This window comes from Roseovarius marisflavi (assembly GCF_900142625.1).
Lineage (GTDB): Bacteria > Pseudomonadota > Alphaproteobacteria > Rhodobacterales > Rhodobacteraceae > Roseovarius > Roseovarius marisflavi.
Window position 1 is genome coordinate 17,198 of sequence record NZ_FRBN01000012.1, and the last position, 13,772, is coordinate 30,969.

Below are 13,772 nucleotides of genomic sequence, written 5' to 3' on the forward strand. Positions count from 1 at the left end.
GATAGATGCGAAACGAATGGATACTCGACGTTCTTGCCGATCTACAGACATTTGCCCATGAGAATGGGATGAGTGTTTTGGCCGAACAGCTGGATGATACACGGCTGGTGGCCGCGAGCGAGCTTGCGTTGACTGGGGAAGGACATTCCGCGAATGAACGCAACCCCGCCCGCGCGGCTGGAAACGTTATTGGAGGCTTTGGAACATGCCTCTGATCTGACGGATTTACAGAATCTGATCGAGCAATTTCGCGATCTTCTGAGCGTTGATCATATGGTGTATCACTGGGTCAGCAGTGCCGGTGAACAATATGGCTGTGGCACCTATTCCCCGATCTGGGTGCAGCGATATCTCGACCAGGACTATGTGCGCATCGATCCGGTCATTCAGGGGGGTTACAAACGGTTTCATCCGGTGGATTGGAAGCGGCTTGACTGGTCTGGCAAGGCGGCCCGCACCTTTCAGGTTGAAGCAATCGAATACGGCATCGGCAATCAGGGCTATTCAGTGCCGGTACGTGGGCCAAATGGCCAGTTTGCGCTTTTTACTGTCAGCCATAATTGCGATGATCTGACCTGGGCCACCTTCACCGAAGAGCACCGGCGCGACCTGATCCTGATCGCGCATTATTTCAACCAGAAAGCGCTTGATTTCGAGCCGGACCGAAACCCCGGCCAGGTTCAGCCCCTTTCGCCGCGCGAGGTCGACGGGCTTACCCTGTTGGCCATGGGCTATAGCCGGGCACAGGTGGCGCAGACGCTGAGCATTTCGGAGCATACCCTGCGGGTTTACGTTGAATCGGCGCGCTTCAAGCTTGGGGCGGTCAACACCATTCATGCGGTGGCCCGTGCCACCAGCCGAGGCCTGATCGTGGTCTGAGCCCACGAAAAAGGGGCGCACGCGGCGCCCCTTTTCCAAACTCTTTTATCGCCCTCAGACCTTGAGGTTGGGGATGATCTGTTTCTTGCGGCTCATGATGCCGGGCAGAACAACAGCATCGCCCGACACGGTCGCGCCAAAGGATTTCTCGGCGAGGGTTTTCACCAGATCGTTGGGCACCAAAAGCGTGGCTTCCTCGTTGAGGATGTCGACGACGAACAACAGAACCTGATCCACGCCATCTTCGGCGGCCACGGTTGTCATGGTGTTCAGCAGGCTGGCCTTGCGGTCAAGCACGGTCGCGGGGGCGGTGGTTTCAAGAACGCTGACGCGAAACTTGGTGTCACCAACAGCGTATTCTTTCGAATCCATCCGCAGCAGTTCGGCGTCGGAAAAGGCCGAGACATCGGATTTCGCGGCGAACATTTCGGCGGCATAATCGGCGATCACGATGCCAAGGTCTTTGGCAAGCGCATGCGCGATGGCCTTGTCTTCCTGCGTCGTGGTCGGCGAGCGGAATTCAAGCGTGTCACTCAGGATACAGGTCAGCATCGCGCCTTTGATAGCGGTTGGCATTTGCGCCATGTCCTTGCCGATCATCTTGTACATGATCGTCGCGGTGCAGGCCAAAGGTTCGATCCGGATGTCGATGGGGCCTTTGGTTTCGAGGCCGCCGACAAGCTTGTGATGGTCGATGATGCCACGGATATCGGCGGCGTTGATATCGGCCGGAAGCTCGGCCGGGTTGTTGGTATCCACGATCACCACCGGCGCATCGGCGGCGACGCCCTCAATGATCTGCGGCTTGTCCAGATTCCAGCGCTCCAGCATGAACAGCGCCTCTGTATTGGGTTCCCCCAAGAGGGCGGGGGCGGCGGGGATGCCCTGCACGTCGTTCAGGTACCAGGCCCAGATGATGGGCGAGCCGGTGGAATCGGTGTCGGGCGATTTATGGCCAAAAACAAGTGTTGTCATGTGGGGTCAATCCTGTGGGGCTGTCTGATTTGCGCGCCTTATAGGCGGGTGCGCCCGGTTTGTCACCTGTCAATGCTGCGCTGCGGCGTAATTTCCCTTTGGTGGGACAGGCGAAACCGCTGATTTTATGGATCAATGGTGTTGACTCCGTTTCGCGTGATCCCTAGCTATGCGTCGTTAGCACTCGGCGAGACTGAGTGCTAACGACCCCCTCGGAGGGGTCATAGGAAGAAACTTTGAGCCAAGGAGCCTCAGAGATGGCATTTAAACCGCTGCACGACCGTGTGCTTGTTCGCCGCGTTGAAAGCGAAGAAAAAACTGCTGGCGGACTGATCATCCCCGACAGCGCAAAAGAAAAGCCCAGCGAGGGTGAAGTTGTTTCCTGCGGCGAAGGCGCGCGCAAGGACAACGGCGAGCTGATCGAGATGGCTGTAAAAGCCGGCGACCGCATCCTGTTCGGCAAATGGTCGGGCACCGAAGTGACGGTTGATGGCGAAGAGCTGTTGATCATGAAAGAAAGCGACATTCTGGGTCTGATGGCATAAGGCCCGGTTTTCAAACCGCCTTATTGTCCCATCAACACTAGATTTTCAAAAAACGGGAGCACCTGAAAATGGCTGCAAAAGACGTACGTTTTTCTACAGACGCCCGCAATCGCATGCTCAAAGGCGTCAACACCCTGGCCGATGCGGTTAAGGTGACACTTGGCCCCAAAGGCCGCAATGTGGTTCTGGAAAAATCCTTTGGCGCACCGCGCATCACCAAAGACGGTGTATCGGTTGCCAAGGAAATCGAACTTGAAGACAAGTTCGAGAACATGGGCGCGCAGATGGTCAAAGAAGTGGCCAGCCGCACCAATGACGAAGCAGGCGACGGTACCACTACCGCCACTGTTCTGGCCCAGGCCATCGTCAAAGAAGGCATGAAATCGGTTGCCGCCGGCATGAACCCGATGGACCTCAAGCGCGGTATCGACATGGCGACCAACACAGTGGTTGCCGCGATCAAAGCCGCCTCGCGCCCTGTCAATGACAGCGCCGAAGTTGCCCAGGTCGGCACCATCTCGGCCAACGGCGAAGCGGAAATCGGTCGTCAGATCGCAGACGCGATGCAGAAAGTCGGCAACGAGGGTGTGATCACCGTCGAAGAGAACAAAGGCCTGGAAACAGAGACCGATGTTGTTGAAGGCATGCAGTTCGACCGCGGCTACCTGAGCCCCTATTTCGTCACCAACTCGGACAAGATGATTGCCGAGATGGAAGACTGCATGATCCTGCTGCACGAAAAGAAACTTTCGTCGCTGCAGGCCATGGTTCCGCTGCTCGAGCAGGTGATCCAGAGCCAGAAGCCGCTCTTGATCATTGCCGAGGACGTTGAAGGCGAAGCGCTTGCAACCCTCGTGGTCAACAAGCTGCGTGGCGGTCTGAAAATCGCTGCGGTCAAGGCCCCCGGCTTTGGCGATCGTCGCAAGGCAATGCTTCAGGATATCGCAATTCTGACCGGTGGTCAGGTGATCTCCGAGGATCTTGGCATGAAGCTTGAATCCGTCACCATGGACATGCTGGGTTCGGCCAAGAACATCACCATCACCAAAGACGAAACCACCATCGTCGACGGCCACGGTGAAAAAGCCGAGATCGAAGCACGGGTCACACAGATCCGTCAGCAGATCGAAGACACCACAAGCGACTACGATCGTGAAAAGCTGCAAGAGCGCGTGGCCAAACTGGCCGGTGGTGTTGCTGTTATCCGCGTTGGCGGCATGACCGAAATCGAAGTGAAAGAGCGTAAGGACCGCGTCGACGACGCCCTGAACGCCACGCGTGCGGCCGTGCAAGAAGGTATCGTTGTGGGCGGCGGTGTTGCCCTCGTTCAGGCGGCCAAGACCCTTCTGGGTCTGGAAGGCGCCAACAGCGACCAGAACGCCGGTATCATGATCGTTCGCAAAGCGCTTGAAGCGCCGCTGCGTCAGATCGCAGAGAACGCTGGTGTTGACGGTTCGGTTGTTGCGGGCAAAATCCGCGAGAGCGAAGACCTCAAGTTTGGCTATAACGCGCAGACCGACGAATATGGCGACATGTTCAAGTTCGGCGTGATCGATCCGGCCAAGGTTGTGCGCACCGCTCTGGAAGACGCAGCCTCGATCGCAGGCCTGCTGATCACCACCGAAGCGATGGTTGCCGACAAGCCCGCCAAAGAAGGCGCTGGCGCCGGTGGCGGCATGCCCGACATGGGCGGCATGGGCGGCATGATGTAATCTGCTGCACATCTGTGCTAACGCATTGGGGTCGCCTTCGGGCGGCCCCTTTTTATTGGCAGGTGGACAAGTGAAACACACACAATTCAGCCGCGAGATGCGGCGCGGGGAAGAACCGGCCGTGGCCGCCCTGTTAGAGCGCGCCTTTGGCGGGCAGGCCGAGGCGCGGCTTGTTGAAAAGCTACGCCGCGCGGGTGATATCGCGGGCGAAACCGTGCTGCCGTCTGACGATGGCATTGTTGGATATTACGCCCTTTCGGTGATGCGCAGCCCAAAGACCTGGCTTTGCCTTGCTCCGGTGGCGATTGATCCCGACTGGCAGGGCCAGGGGCATGGCCGTCGGATGATCGGCCTTTTGTCGGAATGGGCGCGCCTGAGCGGGTGTTATGTTGTCGTGCTGGGCGAACCCGGTTTTTACGAACGCGCGGGGTTTAGTGTCGCGCGCGCCGCCAAACTGACCTCGCCCTATCCGATCACGAACACGTTGCTGGCGGGGCCGGGGACGGATGTGCCAGAACAGAGCCTGATCTATCCCAAGGCGTTTGAGACCCTGTAATGCCCCTGTTTTTCCTCACGACATGGACCATGATCGCCTTTGCCGCCAATTCGGTGCTGAACCGTCTGGCCCTTGCCGGGGGCTGCATTGATGCCGCCAGTTTTGGCGCGATCCGGCTTGTGGCGGGGGCGGTGATGCTGGCGGGTTTATGTCTCGCGCTGCGCGGGCGGATTGACTTGCGCGGGCCGGGGCGTGTCGCCGGGGTGCTGGCGCTCTTGGTCTATATCTACGGGTTTTCCGGGGCGTATAACGCGCTTGATGCGGGGATCGGCGCGCTGATCCTGTTCGGCGTGGTTCAGATCACAATGTTCGCCGGCGGGCTTTGGGCGCGTGAGGCGATGCCGCCGCGCCGCTGGATCGGGGCGCTTGTGGCCTTTGGCGGGCTGGCCTGGCTGCTCTGGCCCGGTGCCGGCCCGGTGATCAGCCCGCTGCACGGGCTGTTGATGGCGCTGGCCGGGGTCGGCTGGGGAATTTATTCGCTGGCTGGTCGGCTCAACCGCGACGCCCTTCAGGCGACGGCGACGAATTTCATTCTGGCGGCGCCGGTCGGTGTGGTGCTTACCCTGCTTTGGCCGAGTGCGCCGGGCGGGGCCGAGATCGGGCGCGACGGCATCCTGCTGGCGATTGCCTCTGGCGCGCTGACCTCGGGGGTTGGCTATGCGATGTGGTATTCGATCCTGCCGCGGATCGGCGCAAGCGTGGCGGCGGTGGCGCAATTGACCGTGCCGGTGATCGCAATGGCCGGCGGCATGATCTTTCTCGCCGAGGCGCTGGACCTGCAATTCGTGATGGCGACGGCTCTGGTGCTGGGCGGTGTTGCGATCTCTGTTCTGCCGCTTGGGCGCGTCAGGCGCGATAGGTAACGCGGCGCACCTCAAGCTCGACCACGCCGGTGGGCTTGGGCCATTCCACGATATCGCCAACGCGGGCCTCGATCAGGGCACGCGCCAGCGGTGAAAAAGCCGAGATCAGCCGCTTTTCGGGGTCCGATTCATCCTCGCCGACAATGGTATAACTCGCCTGGCGCCCCTCTTCATCGGCGACGGTGACGGTGGCACCAAAGAGCACCTGATCGCAGGGCCCCTCTGGCGGGGGCACAAGGATCGCGGTGTTCAGCCGCGCCTCGACATAGCGCAGATCGCGCTCGGCCACGGCCAGCGGATGCAGGTCATCGAGAAATTCGCGCCCTTCGCGCAAACGGTTCACCTCGGCCTCAAGGCTGGCGTGGCGTGCCTTGAGCGCGGCCAGACCCTGCGGTGTGACATGGTTGGGATGCCCGCTTATCGGCAGGTCGGGCAGGCGCTCGGGCGTGCTGCCGTCATCCTCTTTGGTAAAGGCCTTGTTCATCGCGTCACCTTATTAGAACCTCAAGCGGATCATAGCCCATGCCCCGCGCAAAGGCGACATGCGCAAGGCTGTCGGGTTTGACGCGCAGGCCGGTTTCCTCAAAAACCTCGCGTTGCAGGTTGTCGGGAAGCGATGCGCCGACCTCTGCGCCGCCGCCGGGGGCGCACCACAGGTCGCTCTGTTGGCCCGGAAAGGCGTTGACCAGCAAAAGCCGCTGATCCTTGACGATCACGGCGCGGGTGGCAATGCGGATGCTCAAAGTGGTGTCTCCGGGTGGGAAAAGGGGCTGTTCAGCGGGGGTAAATATACCTATCTGAACCACATGAAACAGATGCTTTTCGTTCTTGGCCTTTGCGCCGGCCTGTTGGCCACGCCCGCACGCGCGGATTGCGTGGTGCTCTTGCATGGTCTGGCGCGGTCCGATACCTCGCTATTGGTGATGCAAGAGTCGCTGGAGGCGGCGGGCTATGACGTGTTCAGCCCCGATTATCCCTCGACCGAAGAGCGCATCGCGCAGCTTGCCGAAGAGACCCTGCCATTCGGGGTGCGGGTTTGTGGCGAGACCAAGGTACATTTCGTGACCCATTCGATGGGCGGCATCCTGTTGCGGTTCTGGCTAAAGGACAACCGCCCCGCAGATATGGGCCGCGTCGTCATGCTTGCGCCGCCCAATCACGGCAGCGAGCTTGTTGACGAATTGGGCGGGCTTGAGCTTTTTCAATGGATCAACGGCCCGGCCGGTGGGCAGCTTGAGACCGGGCCGGAGGGCCTTCCGGAACAGCTTCCGCCAGTTGATTTCGAGCTTGGGGTGATTGCCGGCACGCGCTCTCTCAACCCCTATTATTCAAGCGTGATCGAGGGGCCGGATGACGGCAAGGTGTCGGTCGCCTCGACGAAGGTCGAGGGCATGGCCGATCACCTGACCCTGCCGGTGACGCATACCTTCATGATGAACAACCCGCTTGTCATCGCGCAGGTTGAGAATTTCCTGCGCGACGGGGCGTTTGATCACGATCTGACGCTTGGCGATGTCCTTTGGGGCTGGGTCGAGGAATGAGCGCGCTTTCCCTGACATTGACCGGCGCAGAGGTGTTGCGCCCCCAAGGCCTATCCGATGAGCCGCTTGCGATACGCGATGGCGTGATCGCCGATGCGCCGGTGGGACGCGAGGTTGATCTGAGCGGTTTTCTGGTTCTGCCGGGGATTGTCGATGTGCATGGTGACGGGTTCGAGCGCCACCTTGCCCCGCGGCGCGGCGCGATGAAGGACCTTGGCGAGGGATTGACTGCCGCCGAGGCCGAGTTGGGCGCAAACGGCATTACCACCGCCACGCTGGCGCAGTTTTATAGCTGGGAAGGCGGCATGCGCGGCCCGGAGTTTGCCGAGCGTGTCTTTACCGGCATGGCGAGCCTGCGCGCACGCGTGGCAACCGACCTTCGTGCGCAGCTTCGCTTTGAGGTGGCCATGCTGGACGATTACGCGGCGGTGGCCGAAATGATCGCGCGCCATGATATCGGCTATGTGGTGTTCAACGATCACCTGCCGCATGAGGCGCTCGACAAGGGCAAGCGCCCGCCGCGTCTGCACGGTCAGGCGCTTCGGATCGGGCGCAACCCCGAGAAGCATCTTGAATTCATTCAAGGCCTGCATGCCGCCATGGGGGCGGTGCCCGCCGCGCTTGACCGGCTGAGCGCTGAGCTTGTGGCGCGCGGTGTGCGCCTTGGAAGCCATGACGACCGCCGTGCCGATCAGCGTCGTGCGGCGCGCGCGCGTGGTGTCAGGATCGCCGAGTTTCCCGAAACCCTTGAGGCCGCCGAAGAGGCACGGAACGGGGGTGATGCGGTGATCATGGGCGCGCCCAACGTCGTGCGGGGGAACTCGCATAATGGCAATGCCAGCGCGATCGAACTTGTGGCGATGGGGCTCGTGGATGCGCTTGCCTCGGATTACCACTATCCCTCGCTCAAACGGGCGGCGTTTTTGCTGGCCGATGGCGGGCTGCTTGATCTGGCCGGGGCCTGGGGGCTTGTTTCGGCGGGACCTGCGCGGATCTTGGGGCTGTCTGACCGGGGCGCGCTGCGTACAGGGCTGCGGGCCGATCTCGTGGTGCTTGAGGCGCACAGCCGCAAGGTCGCCGCGACCATGGCCGCCGGGCGCATCAGCTATATGTCGGGTGAGGCGGCGGCGCGCTTTATCGGATAGCCGCGCCGCAAGGGGCCTGCGGCGCGATGTGAGTATTTTTGGAAAGATGAAAGGCCTGTTGTCGTGTCATGTGACGATGCGGTTCACATGCCCCATCTTGCGGCCCGGTTTGACCTCGGCCTTGCCGTAAAGGTGGATCGCGGCATTGGCGGTTTTCGCCAGGTCAGGGACCCGGTCCATATCATCGCCGATCAGGTTTTCCATCACCACGTCGGCGTAGCGGGTACCGTCGCCGAGCGGCCAGCCCGCAACGGCACGGATATGTTGTTCGAACTGATCAATCGCGCAGCCCTGTTGTGTCCAATGGCCGGAATTATGCACCCGTGGGGCGATTTCATTGACGATAAGGCCTTTGTCGGTGACGAAGAGTTCGACCCCCATGACGCCGACATAGCGCAGCTTGTTGAGGATCTTGGCGGCCAGCAGCACCGCATCGGTGCGCTGCGCGCCGTTCAGTCGGGCGGGCACGGTGGTGGTGCGCAGGATGCCGCCTTCGTGGACGTTTTCGCCGGGATCAAAGCAGGCCACGTCGCCGGCCTCATTGCGGGCGGCGATCACCGAGACCTCGTGTGAAAAATCGACAAAGCCTTCGAGGATGGCGGGTTGGCCCGCCATATCGGCCAGGGCCGCTTCGGCGTCATCCGGCGTCATGATCCGAGCCTGACCCTTGCCATCATAGCCAAGGCGGCGGGTCTTGAGGATCGCAGGCAGGCCGATTTCGGCAATCGCCTCGGCCAGATCCTGGGCGTCGTCGACGGCGGCGAAGGGCGCGGTTTGCAAGCCGAGTTCGCTCAGGAAAGCCTTTTCGACAAGGCGGTCCTGGCTTACCCGCAGGGCTTTGCGCCCGGGGCGGACGGGTTTGATCTTTTCCAGAATATCGAGCGCCGAGGTCGGGATGTTCTCGAACTCATAGGTGATGACATCGACGCTTTGGGCAAAGGCGCGCAGGGCGGCCTCATCCTCGTAGGCGGCGGTGGTGACGGCATGGGCCACGTCCGCCGCAGGCGGGTTGGCGCCGGGTTCAAAGACATGACAGCGCAGACCGAGGCGCGCGGCGGCCACCGAAAGCATCCGGCCCAATTGGCCGCCGCCGAGAATGCCGATGGTCGCGCCGGTAGGAAGGGGATCAGTCATCGGTTGGTTCATCCGGAATTGAGGCCGAGAGGGCAATGCGCCAGTCATCAAGCCGGGTGGCAAGGTCGGCGTCGCCATTGGCAAGGATCGCGGCGGCCATCAGGCCGGCATTGGCCGCCCCTGCGCCGCCGATGGCCATGGTGGCCACGGGAAAGCCGCGCGGCATCTGCACGATGGAATAGAGGCTATCCACACCCGAGAGGGCCTTGGTCTGAACCGGGACACCGATCACCGGAACGCGGGTCTTGCTGGCCATCATGCCGGGCAGATGCGCGGCCCCGCCGGCGCCTGCGATGATGACCTGAAGCCCGCGCGCAGCGGCGGTTTTACCATACTCCCAGAGCCGGTCCGGCGTGCGATGCGCCGAGACGATCTTGGTCTCATAGGCAACACCCAGTTCATCGAGAATTTGAGCGGCTTCGCGCATGGTGGACCAGTCTGACTGACTTCCCATGATGATGCCGACTTTGACCTCTGTCATATCACGCCCCTTGCAATGAAGCGCGCACTATACTGATCGGCGGGCGTTACGCAATGATGTCCGGATAAAGCCGGTCTTCGATGCGGGCAATGATATCGCGCAGGTAAAGTTTCTTCTTTTTCAGGCGTTGCAGGGTCAGCGGATCGGCAATGCCATTGAGGTGCAGGGCGCGAATTGCCTCGTCCAGGTCGCGGTGTTCGCGGCGAAATTCCTCAAGCTCGACCCGCAGGACGTCTTCGGATTTCATCGACAGATCGCTGTAGGCATTCATGACTGGCGATTCCCTTGCACCGTTGAAGCCATAACATACTGAATTTGCGCCGTTTCGCAAAGCCCTTGCACGCGCGCATCACAATCCCCATATTTCGGGGGCAGGTCGCCACAACGGGGCCTGCGCAACGGACGGTCGCTTAGAGTCAAGGACGTGTCAATGACAAAGCTTACACTGGGGTCGCACCCCTACATGCTTGGGTTTGAACAGCTTGAGCGGATGTTGGAACGCAGTGCGAAATCCGGCAATGAAGGCTACCCGCCTTTCAATATCGAGCAGACCTCGAACAATTCCTATCGGATCACGCTTGCCGTGGCCGGATTTGCCGAGGATGACCTGTCGATCACGGTCGAGGATCGCCAATTGGTGATCCGGGGCCGTCAGAATGACGAGGCCGAGGCCCGGCTTTACCTGCATCGCGGCATTGCCGCGCGGCAGTTCCAGCGCTCTTTCGTGCTGGCTGATGGGGTCGAGGTGGGCGAGGCGATCATGGAAAACGGTCTGTTGCATGTCGACCTGACCCGTGCCCAACCGGAACCGGTTGTGCAGCGGATCAAGATAAACAAGGGGTAAGCCAAGATGGATACCAAATACGAATTCGACGCCAATGAGGCGCCTGCGATCGTCTATGTGCGGCCGGTCGAGGTTAAGGACCTGCCTGCGGAAATGCGCGAACAGGCGGGCGGGCTGACCACGATCTATGCGGTTCATACCGTGGATGGCGAGCGTCTGGCGCTTGTGGGCGACCGCAAGCTGGCGTTTATGCTGGCGCGTCAGAACAACATGGACCCGGTCGCGGTTCACTGACTCCCACGATAGGCAGGGCCCGCGATGACCAGCTATGAGTTTGATTGGGTCGATGCCTTTACCGATCAGCCGTTCGGCGGCAACGGCTGTGCGGTGGTGCATGATGCGGGGGCCCTGAGTGGCGAGACCTGTCAGGCCTTCGTGCGTGAAACGTCCCTTGTGGAATGCACCTTTCTGGAACCCTCCGATGTGGCCGATATCAAGGTGCGCTATTTTCTGGCGAGCCGGGAAATTCCCTTTGCCGGGCATCCGACGATTGCGACGGTCGCCTCTTTGGTGCGGCGCGGTCTGACGCGCGGCGGAGAGCTTGTGCTGGAAACCGGCGCGGGGCTTGTGCCAGTGACGATTGACGCAAGCGAGGACACTCCACGCATCACCATGACGCAAGTGGCGCCCCAATTTGGGCCTGACCTGCCGCGCGACCTTGTGGCGGCCGTGGGTGGCATTGAGCCGGACGATATCATTGCCGCGCCACAGCTTGTGTCGACCGGCCTGCCGTTTTGCATCACGGTTTTGCGCGATCACGAGGTGCTGCGCCGGGTGGCGCTTGATCACGGCGCCCTGGCGCGGTTGGCGGCGCATCTGGGGTATGATGGCATTGATATGCTAGAGCCGTTCTGGGTTACCCTGAAGGGCGCAACCGCGGCGGGAGATACGTTCTCTCGCCTTCTTATTGCGCCGCCGAGCCCGCCCGAGGATGCCTTTACCGGCTCTGCCACTGGTGCGATGGCGGCTTTCCTGTGGCGACATGGGTTGATTGACAGCTGTCGCTTCGTGGCGGAGCAGGGGCATTGGATGGACCGACCCGGACAGGCCGGTGTCGAAGTGCTTGGCCCGCCAGAGGCCATTACCGGCGTGCGGGTTTCCGGCCAGGGGCGCGTTCTGATGTCGGGGCAGGTGCATTTGTGAGCCAGTCAAAAGGGCCGCCCGAATGGGGCGGCCCTTTGGCGATCGCTGTGAGGTGGGGCAATCAGCCCGCGATAAGCCCCATCTGTTCCAGCTTGAGAATCACCTGATGGGCGCAGTTGTCGACATCCGCGCCTTCGGTTTCCACGCGCAGCTCGGGCGCCTCGGGAACATCATAGGGGTCTGAAATCCCAGTGAATTCCTTGATCTTGCCTTCGCGCGCCAGCTTGTAAAGACCCTTGCGGTCGCGGCGCTCGCACTCCTCGATGGTGGTGGCGACATGCACTTCGATGAAGGCGCCGAATTGCTCGACGTCTTCGCGCACGGCCCGGCGGGTGGCCGCATAGGGCGCGATTGGCGCACAGATCGCGATACCGCCATTCTTGGTGATTTCAGAAGCAACATAGCCGATGCGCCGAATGTTGAGATCGCGGTGTTCCTTGGAAAATCCTAGCTCGGAGCTGAGGTTTTTACGCACGATATCACCATCAAGCAATGTGACCGGGCGACCGCCCATTTCCATCAACTTGACCATAAGAGCATTGGCGATGGTCGATTTGCCCGAGCCGGAAAAGCCGGTGAAGAACACGGTGAAGCCCTGTTGCGAGCGCGGCGGGCGAGTGCGGCGCAGCTCGGTCACCACTTCGGGGAAAGAGAACCATTCGGGAATCTCAAGCCCCTCTTGCAAACGGCGGCGCAATTCAGTGCCCGAGATGTTCAGGATGGTAACGTCATCCTTGTCCGTGATCTCGTCCATCGGCTCGTATTGGGCGCGTTCCTGCACATAGACCATATATTTGAAATCGACCATCTCGACGCCGATTTCATCCTGATATTCGCGGAACAGATCCTGGGCATCGTAGGGGCCATAGAAATCCTCACCTGCCGAATTCTTGCCGGGACCGGCGTGATCGCGACCGACGATGAAATGGGTACAGCCGTGATTGGCGCGGATCAGCCCGTGCCAGACCGCCTCGCGGGGGCCGGCCATACGCATGGCAAGGTTCAAAAGGCTCATCGTCGTGGTCGAGCCCGGATATTTGTCAATCACCGCCTCGTAACAGCGCACGCGGGTAAAGTGATCGACATCGCCGGGTTTGGTCATGCCCACGACCGGGTGGATCAACAGGTTGGCCTGCGCCTCTTTTGCGGCACGAAAGGTCAGCTCCTGATGCGCGCGGTGCAGCGGGTTGCGGGTCTGAAACGCCACGACGCGACGCCAGCCCAATTTGCGGAACAGCGCGCGCAATTCGTTCGGGGTGTCGCGGCTGCCGCGGAAATCGTAGTGCACCGGTTGCTGGATGCCGGTGATCGGCCCGCCAAGATAAACCGAACCGGCCGTGTGATGCAGATAGTTCACCGCCGGGTGCGCAAGATCGTCGGCCCCAAATACCTTTTCGGCCTCGCGCGCCTTGTTCGGGGTCCAGCGGTCGGTGACCGTCATCGTGGCGAGGATCACGCCCTCCTGGTCGCGCAGGGCGATATCCTGTCCAAGCTCCAGCCCTTCGGCGAATTTCTCGCTGACATCGAGGTTGATCGGAATCGGCCAGAGCGCGCCATTCTCAAGGCGCATGTTTTCAACAACGCCGTCATAATCTGCCTCGGTCAGAAAGCCCTTGAGCGGGCTGAACCCACCGTTCATCAAGAGCTCCAGATCGCAAATCTGGCGGGCGTTCAAATCCCAGCTGATGAGGTCTGCGGCCTCGAGTTTCAGCTTTTGGGCGCTTTCGTGTGAAACATAAAGCTCTGGAATCGGGGCAAGGTTTTGGTGCTGCATGGGAACCCTCGGGCAAAATACAAAGTGAACCTGGGTTGCAGTATGCAACCGTGATTGCGCGCGGCATAGACCCGCAAATGGGCAAGTTTCAAGCTAAACCAAGGTATATTGGCGAAAAGAGGCCAAAGTGACGCCTTATTGCCGCGTTGCGGGATAAAGTTTCAGGGCCTGCCCGAGCCG

At 60.9% G+C, this 13,772-nt stretch carries 17 protein-coding genes; 10 read left to right on the forward strand and 7 right to left on the reverse strand.

What is annotated here, in order from left to right; all coding sequences use genetic code 11:
• The first annotated feature begins 153 nt into the window (after positions 1 to 153).
• The gene (locus BUB78_RS11600; protein WP_073198261.1) at positions 154 to 879 is read left to right on the forward strand and encodes a helix-turn-helix transcriptional regulator; all 726 of its coding nucleotides are present in this window, start codon (positions 154 to 156) and stop codon (positions 877 to 879) included.
• 54 nt (positions 880 to 933) lie between these two features.
• Here BUB78_RS11600 and BUB78_RS11605 read toward each other — a convergent pair whose 3' ends face one another.
• Complete coding sequence (locus BUB78_RS11605) at positions 934 to 1,854, reverse strand: manganese-dependent inorganic pyrophosphatase (protein ID WP_073198262.1); 921 nt, start codon at positions 1,852 to 1,854, stop codon at positions 934 to 936.
• Between the two features lie 257 nt (positions 1,855 to 2,111).
• Between BUB78_RS11605 and BUB78_RS11610 the strand changes: the two genes are divergently transcribed.
• The 4 genes from BUB78_RS11610 to BUB78_RS11625 all read left to right on the forward strand — a co-directional run bounded on the left by BUB78_RS11610 (position 2,112) and on the right by BUB78_RS11625 (position 5,530).
• Positions 2,112 to 2,399, forward strand: a complete 288-nt coding sequence (locus BUB78_RS11610; RefSeq protein ID WP_073198263.1) for a co-chaperone GroES — start codon at positions 2,112 to 2,114, stop codon at positions 2,397 to 2,399.
• A gap of 68 nt (positions 2,400 to 2,467) precedes the next feature.
• On the forward strand, positions 2,468 to 4,111 hold the full coding sequence (gene groL, locus BUB78_RS11615) for a chaperonin GroEL (RefSeq protein WP_073198264.1): 1,644 nt from the start codon (positions 2,468 to 2,470) through the stop codon (positions 4,109 to 4,111).
• 70 nt (positions 4,112 to 4,181) lie between these two features.
• A complete protein-coding gene (locus tag BUB78_RS11620; RefSeq protein ID WP_139279324.1) occupies positions 4,182 to 4,667 on the forward strand; it encodes a GNAT family N-acetyltransferase in 486 nt (161 codons plus the stop codon).
• Positions 4,667 to 5,530 carry a DMT family transporter gene (locus BUB78_RS11625; RefSeq protein ID WP_073198266.1) on the forward strand — a complete coding sequence of 288 codons (864 nt, stop codon included), beginning with the start codon at positions 4,667 to 4,669 and terminating at the stop codon, positions 5,528 to 5,530. Before BUB78_RS11620 ends, BUB78_RS11625 begins: the two co-directional genes overlap by 1 nt.
• Here the strand turns inward: BUB78_RS11625 and BUB78_RS11630 are convergent.
• On the reverse strand, positions 5,514 to 6,014 hold the full coding sequence (locus BUB78_RS11630; RefSeq protein ID WP_073198267.1) for a GreA/GreB family elongation factor: 501 nt from the start codon (positions 6,012 to 6,014) through the stop codon (positions 5,514 to 5,516). The genes BUB78_RS11625 and BUB78_RS11630 overlap by 17 nt on opposite strands.
• A 4-nt stretch (positions 6,015 to 6,018) precedes the next feature.
• Entirely contained in the window at positions 6,019 to 6,273 is a 255-nt protein-coding gene (locus BUB78_RS21175) for an NUDIX domain-containing protein (protein ID WP_073198268.1), read from the reverse strand.
• 72 nt (positions 6,274 to 6,345) lie between these two features.
• On the opposite strand from BUB78_RS21175, the gene BUB78_RS11640 reads away from it, so the two are divergent.
• Together BUB78_RS11640 and BUB78_RS11645 are read left to right on the forward strand one after the other, a co-directional pair.
• Positions 6,346 to 7,071, forward strand: a complete 726-nt coding sequence (locus tag BUB78_RS11640; protein WP_073198355.1) for an esterase/lipase family protein — start codon at positions 6,346 to 6,348, stop codon at positions 7,069 to 7,071.
• Positions 7,068 to 8,216: an alpha-D-ribose 1-methylphosphonate 5-triphosphate diphosphatase gene (locus BUB78_RS11645; RefSeq protein WP_073198269.1), complete on the forward strand. Its 1,149-nt coding sequence runs from the start codon at positions 7,068 to 7,070 to the stop codon at positions 8,214 to 8,216. The genes BUB78_RS11640 and BUB78_RS11645 overlap by 4 nt, the downstream gene beginning before the upstream one ends.
• Before the next feature lie 66 nt (positions 8,217 to 8,282).
• Here BUB78_RS11645 and BUB78_RS11650 read toward each other — a convergent pair whose 3' ends face one another.
• The 3 genes from BUB78_RS11650 to BUB78_RS11660 are packed head-to-tail and all read right to left on the reverse strand — an operon-like array spanning position 8,283 to position 10,102.
• Positions 8,283 to 9,350 carry a 5-(carboxyamino)imidazole ribonucleotide synthase gene (locus BUB78_RS11650; RefSeq protein WP_073198270.1) on the reverse strand — a complete coding sequence of 356 codons (1,068 nt, stop codon included), beginning with the start codon at positions 9,348 to 9,350 and terminating at the stop codon, positions 8,283 to 8,285.
• Positions 9,343 to 9,831 carry a 5-(carboxyamino)imidazole ribonucleotide mutase gene (gene purE, locus BUB78_RS11655; protein WP_073198271.1) on the reverse strand — a complete coding sequence of 163 codons (489 nt, stop codon included), beginning with the start codon at positions 9,829 to 9,831 and terminating at the stop codon, positions 9,343 to 9,345. The genes BUB78_RS11650 and purE overlap by 8 nt, the downstream gene beginning before the upstream one ends.
• A gap of 46 nt (positions 9,832 to 9,877) precedes the next feature.
• The gene (locus BUB78_RS11660; protein WP_073198272.1) at positions 9,878 to 10,102 is read right to left on the reverse strand and encodes a YdcH family protein; all 225 of its coding nucleotides are present in this window, start codon (positions 10,100 to 10,102) and stop codon (positions 9,878 to 9,880) included.
• Between the two features lie 159 nt (positions 10,103 to 10,261).
• Between BUB78_RS11660 and BUB78_RS11665 the strand changes: the two genes are divergently transcribed.
• The 3 genes from BUB78_RS11665 to BUB78_RS11675 are packed head-to-tail and all read left to right on the forward strand — an operon-like array spanning position 10,262 to position 11,818.
• Positions 10,262 to 10,675 carry an Hsp20 family protein gene (locus BUB78_RS11665; RefSeq protein ID WP_073198273.1) on the forward strand — a complete coding sequence of 138 codons (414 nt, stop codon included), beginning with the start codon at positions 10,262 to 10,264 and terminating at the stop codon, positions 10,673 to 10,675.
• A 6-nt stretch (positions 10,676 to 10,681) separates the two neighbouring features.
• Positions 10,682 to 10,909, forward strand: coding sequence for a DUF1150 family protein (locus BUB78_RS11670; RefSeq protein ID WP_073198274.1), 228 nt, complete (start codon positions 10,682 to 10,684; stop codon positions 10,907 to 10,909).
• A gap of 24 nt (positions 10,910 to 10,933) precedes the next feature.
• Positions 10,934 to 11,818, forward strand: coding sequence for a PhzF family phenazine biosynthesis protein (locus BUB78_RS11675; protein WP_073198275.1), 885 nt, complete (start codon positions 10,934 to 10,936; stop codon positions 11,816 to 11,818).
• Between the two features lie 61 nt (positions 11,819 to 11,879).
• On the opposite strand, the gene BUB78_RS11680 is transcribed toward BUB78_RS11675, so the two are convergent.
• A complete protein-coding gene (locus tag BUB78_RS11680) occupies positions 11,880 to 13,592 on the reverse strand; it encodes a bifunctional sulfate adenylyltransferase/adenylylsulfate kinase (protein WP_073198276.1) in 1,713 nt (570 codons plus the stop codon).
• Positions 13,593 to 13,772: the final 180 nt, after the last annotated feature.

Bases quoted from the DNA above. Each gene is read 5' to 3' on its own strand.
- BUB78_RS11650 (WP_073198270.1), bottom strand. From the start codon at position 9,350: ATGACTGATCCCCTTCCTACCGGCGCGACCATCGGCATTCTCGGCGGC.
- BUB78_RS11665 (WP_073198273.1), top strand. From the start codon at position 10,262: ATGACAAAGCTTACACTGGGGTCGCACCCCTACATGCTTGGGTTTGAA.
- BUB78_RS11680 (WP_073198276.1), bottom strand. From the start codon at position 13,592: ATGCAGCACCAAAACCTTGCCCCGATTCCAGAGCTTTATGTTTCACAC.
- BUB78_RS11645 (WP_073198269.1), top strand. From the start codon at position 7,068: ATGAGCGCGCTTTCCCTGACATTGACCGGCGCAGAGGTGTTGCGCCCC.
- BUB78_RS11625 (WP_073198266.1), top strand. From the start codon at position 4,667: ATGCCCCTGTTTTTCCTCACGACATGGACCATGATCGCCTTTGCCGCC.
- groL (WP_073198264.1), top strand. From the start codon at position 2,468: ATGGCTGCAAAAGACGTACGTTTTTCTACAGACGCCCGCAATCGCATG.
- BUB78_RS11605 (WP_073198262.1), bottom strand. From the start codon at position 1,854: ATGACAACACTTGTTTTTGGCCATAAATCGCCCGACACCGATTCCACC.
- BUB78_RS11610 (WP_073198263.1), top strand. From the start codon at position 2,112: ATGGCATTTAAACCGCTGCACGACCGTGTGCTTGTTCGCCGCGTTGAA.
- BUB78_RS11630 (WP_073198267.1), bottom strand. From the start codon at position 6,014: ATGAACAAGGCCTTTACCAAAGAGGATGACGGCAGCACGCCCGAGCGC.
- BUB78_RS11670 (WP_073198274.1), top strand. From the start codon at position 10,682: ATGGATACCAAATACGAATTCGACGCCAATGAGGCGCCTGCGATCGTC.
- BUB78_RS11660 (WP_073198272.1), bottom strand. From the start codon at position 10,102: ATGAATGCCTACAGCGATCTGTCGATGAAATCCGAAGACGTCCTGCGG.
- BUB78_RS11640 (WP_073198355.1), top strand. From the start codon at position 6,346: ATGCTTTTCGTTCTTGGCCTTTGCGCCGGCCTGTTGGCCACGCCCGCA.
- BUB78_RS11675 (WP_073198275.1), top strand. From the start codon at position 10,934: ATGACCAGCTATGAGTTTGATTGGGTCGATGCCTTTACCGATCAGCCG.
- BUB78_RS11600 (WP_073198261.1), top strand. From the start codon at position 154: ATGAACGCAACCCCGCCCGCGCGGCTGGAAACGTTATTGGAGGCTTTG.
- purE (WP_073198271.1), bottom strand. From the start codon at position 9,831: ATGACAGAGGTCAAAGTCGGCATCATCATGGGAAGTCAGTCAGACTGG.